Below are 3950 nucleotides of genomic sequence, written 5' to 3'. Positions count from 1 at the left end.
AGGAAAAAGGCGGAAAAACTAAAACAAAGTGTACAAAAAAATAAGACTAAAGACTAAACAGTTATTACATAAAAAAGGGCCTTAAGAGGCCCTTTTCCCTATCTATCTATCTATCTATCTCGACTAATGGCGTCGATGCCCATTGCCCTGATTTCTACCATGATCATTTCTTTTAGATTTATGATCATTATATCTTTGATGGCCTCTTATAGTTGGTTGACCTTTATGTCCTTTATATCTGGAATAATTGGCTACATAATGATTATGTGACTCCCAGGGTCTGGACCTATTTACAACCACTTTATATCCATTATAGAAATTGTAGTTACGGTAATGCTTAGGAAGATTACCTACCGTTAACCATTTCTTCCCATTATAATAAGTATATCTTCTACTATTTACATGATAATATACATTGATATCGGGAATATAATAGTACTCGACATAGTTATATCCTGCCGGACCCCAAGCCGGCTGAGATCCCAGATTAACGTTTACATTTAAGCTTACCTGAGCGTCTGCGGTTTTGAACGTAAAAACACTTGCTAGTAAAACAGACATTAAAAAGAATCTTTTCATAACCGTATCATTTAAATTGTCAAACTTATTGGTATGACAGTTATCAAATAATATGGTTTAAAAAACTTGGCCTGCTTGTTTGTAACAAAAACGCAGACAAAAGAGACGGGCTTATTAAATCCAGAAATAAGGCAGATTAAATTAAAACGGTTATTTTACGAAGACAGGCTTAAGTTTATTTAAAAACAATTGCTTACACCTCTTCCTTCTACATCCACTACCCATCCCTTCTGGGTTACAATACTTGTCTTACTGGCCACAATTCCTTTATTATTTGCCACCAGCAGACTAGTTTTCTTTTCTACAGATTCCCCTTCCTCCTTTTTTTCAGGCAAATGACTGTAAATCGAATTCAGAGCACATGCATTAAATTTGTTATACGTTAAATCCAGGAATTTGATATTAGAAAAGTCCTTAACCTCCAATTTTTTAAATTTATTACCGCTCAGGCTTAAAGAACGTAACGCTTTCTGTTTTCCCAAATTAATCTTATTCATTAAATTGTCTGAAAAATTCAGGTAAGACAAATTGACATTTTTTGATACGTCTAAAGTTTTCAAATAATTATAAGAGCAGTTTAAATAGGTTAATCTTGTGTTTTGAGATATATCGAGTGATTTTAATCGGTTAGCATGAACCAATAAAGTTCTTAAGCTTTTATTCTGACTTACATCTATTGTTTCCAGATAATTTTTACCACAATCTAATGTCATTAAGTTTTGAGCCTGTTTCACGTCTAAAAGTGTTATAAATTGATCCAAACATGAAAAAACTTTAATCCCTGCCCCATATATTTTAATAACAGCATTTCTCTTTACCTCTTCACTAACAGCCGTAACATCTATAATTCTGGATTCGTCATTAACTTCATAAGTTTTTCTGTTTCCATCGCCCCAATCAACATCTACCTTACCCTTATTTACCAGAGATAACTTCAATGTTGTTAGTCCTTTAGTATTTCTCTTTAATACAATTTCAGGAGTGCTTTGTGCGAAAAGAAACATCGGTACTATACAAAAAGCAAAAAACAGGTACTTTTTCATCTTACAGTTTATAATATCCGAATTTAAGAAAATTTCTCAAAAAGGCTACCCTGTCTTCTTTGATGTCTTAAGATGATGGTTGATAAATTCTTTGGGCGACATCTGATAGCTTTTATAGAAGGCCTTTGTAAAGTAGGACGCCGAATTGAATCCTACCCTAAATGCGACTTCATTAATTCTACTATCAGACTCCAATAATAACATACAAGCTTTTTTTAAACGGTAATTACGCAGATAATCTCCGGGAGAATAACCACTAATTGCTTTTAATTTCCGCTGTAAATTAGACCTGCTGATGTTGAGGATATCCGTTAAAGATTCTACAGAAAAACTCTCATCCGAAATATGCTTTTCTATTTCCTCGTTAAGTTTGCTTAAGAAATATTCATCACTTTTATTGGTTGCAAGTGACGAATAGGACGCCAAAGGAGAGCGGTTGAAAATATCCAAAACGGCTTTCCTGTTTTTTAATAAACTGGCAATTTGCGCTTTTAAATATATGGTTGAAAACGGTTTTTCAATAAAAACATCTGCTCCCGACATTAGTCCTTCTGCTTTAGTTGAGTTTTCTATTTTTGCAGAAAGCAGAATGACCGGAATATGTGAGTAATTTACATCGGACTTCAGTTTCTTCACAAATGATATTCCGTCTATACCCGGCATCATAATATCAGAAATAACCAGATTATAATGTTTCTCGTCTAAAAGCCTCATGGCTTGCTGCGCGTCTTCCGCTGTATCTACCAGATAATCTCCCGACAAGCAACTGCTGATAAAGCTTGTCATATCCGGATTATCATCGACAATCAATACATTTTCCTCTGTATGTTCAACCGAAACTGCAAAAAAATCCTTCTCGGGAAGTGTCTCCTCCTGCTTTTCTTCTTCCTGAGCAATCAAAGCCAGGTCGGTAAACGTAAACAGAAATATGGTCCCACCTTTTGGACTATCTGCAATAGATATATTGGCCTTCATTAATGTGGACAAATGTTTTACCAACGAAAGTCCAATTCCAGTCCCCGGATTGTCTTTTCCGGATTGAACCTGAAAAAACGGATCGAAAACCAGATTTTTTAACTCATCCGGAATACCTTTCCCATCGTCTTCTACACTAATTGTATAAGATTGGTCCCGATTGTGAATAAGCTTAAGAATAATCCTGCTTTTGGAAAATTTGAGTGCATTAGTTAATAAATTTCCTACAATTTTCGTTAATGCATCCAAATCAGCAAGTACAAAAAGTTCTTTTTCTTTTGGCAATTTTAAATCAAACTGAAGCTTATTATTTTGTGCCGACTTCTTGAAACGCTCATGCATTTCCAAAAGATACTCCTTAATATCAATCCGCTCCGGATGCAGTTTATATTCTGTGGTATCCATCTTTCTAAAATCAAGCAGTTGATTAATAAGTACACTTAACCTGTCGCAATTCTTTTCAATAACGGCCAGATTCTGCTTCGTTTGATTGCTTCCTTCGCCGGTAGAAACAATTTCTTCCAACGGCCCGCTTATAAGGCTTAAAGGTGTTCTTATTTCATGCGCTATGGTAGTAAAAAACTCTATTTTAGATTTAAAGGATTTGGTTTCCTGATCTGCTTTAAAAGCTTCAAGCTGTCTAAGCTGCCTAACTCTATTCCTATTGATATAAAACCTGACAGAAAGGTAAATCAATGAGAGAGCCAAAAGCGCATAAAATATCTTAGCAGGTAAAGACAACCAAAAAGGAGGAAGTATTTCTATAGAGATTTCGCTGCCTGTTTCGTTCCATAAACCATCATTGTTAGAAGCTTTAACTTTAAATGTATAATTACCTGGGGGCAAGCTTACATAGGTAACACTTTTATTATTACCAGCATAAGTCCAATGAGTATCTGCTCCTTCCAGCTTATATGCATATTGGTTTTTCGACTGGGATATAAAACTCAGGCTGACAAAGGAAATTGTAAAGGAAGAAGTATTATAACTCAGTTTAATTGGTTCTCTTTTATTCAGGCTAGTTTGGATTTCTTTTTCCAGCTGTGCATTCGAATTGCCCAACAAACTTAGTTGTGTTATTGCAACTGCCGGAGAAATTTGATTTTTGGATTTATTTACGTCCTGAGGATAGAAACTGCTAAAACCATTTATCCCTCCAAAATAATATTTACAGTATTTAGTTTTGTAGGTAGATTTATAGTTGAACTGATTACTTTGAAGACCATTTTCAATATCGTAAAGCTTAAATCTTTGTGGATGATCTGTATTTACACAAATAAGCCCAATATTACTACTAAGCCATAAATTACCATTAGGATCGTCTAAAACACCATAGATAACTCAATTCTGAAT

At 34.6% G+C, this 3950-nt stretch carries 3 protein-coding genes; all 3 read right to left on the bottom strand.

Annotated features, from left to right (window positions below):
- Positions 1–123: 123 nt before the first annotated feature.
- The 3 genes from ABWO41_RS16310 to ABWO41_RS16300 all read right to left on the bottom strand — a co-directional run bounded on the left by ABWO41_RS16310 (position 124) and on the right by ABWO41_RS16300 (position 3662).
- Positions 124–579: a hypothetical protein gene (locus ABWO41_RS16310; RefSeq protein WP_353140307.1), complete on the bottom strand. Its 456-nt coding sequence runs from the start codon at positions 577–579 to the stop codon at positions 124–126.
- A 179-nt stretch (positions 580–758) separates the two neighbouring features.
- Positions 759–1622 carry a leucine-rich repeat domain-containing protein gene (locus ABWO41_RS16305; RefSeq protein WP_353140305.1) on the bottom strand — a complete coding sequence of 288 codons (864 nt, stop codon included), beginning with the start codon at positions 1620–1622 and terminating at the stop codon, positions 759–761.
- Between the two features lie 45 nt (positions 1623–1667).
- Entirely contained in the window at positions 1668–3662 is a 1995-nt protein-coding gene (locus ABWO41_RS16300) for a hybrid sensor histidine kinase/response regulator transcription factor (protein ID WP_353140303.1), read from the bottom strand.
- Positions 3663–3950: the final 288 nt, after the last annotated feature.

This window comes from Pseudopedobacter sp. (assembly GCF_040392825.1).
GTDB lineage: Bacteria > Bacteroidota > Bacteroidia > Sphingobacteriales > Sphingobacteriaceae > Pseudopedobacter.
The sequence above is the reverse complement of the archived record's forward strand: the minus strand, read 5'-3'. Positions and strand labels throughout refer to the sequence as shown.

Bases quoted from the DNA above. Each gene is read 5' to 3' on its own strand.
- ABWO41_RS16310 (WP_353140307.1), bottom strand. From the start codon at position 579: ATGAAAAGATTCTTTTTAATGTCTGTTTTACTAGCAAGTGTTTTTACG.
- ABWO41_RS16305 (WP_353140305.1), bottom strand. From the start codon at position 1,622: ATGAAAAAGTACCTGTTTTTTGCTTTTTGTATAGTACCGATGTTTCTT.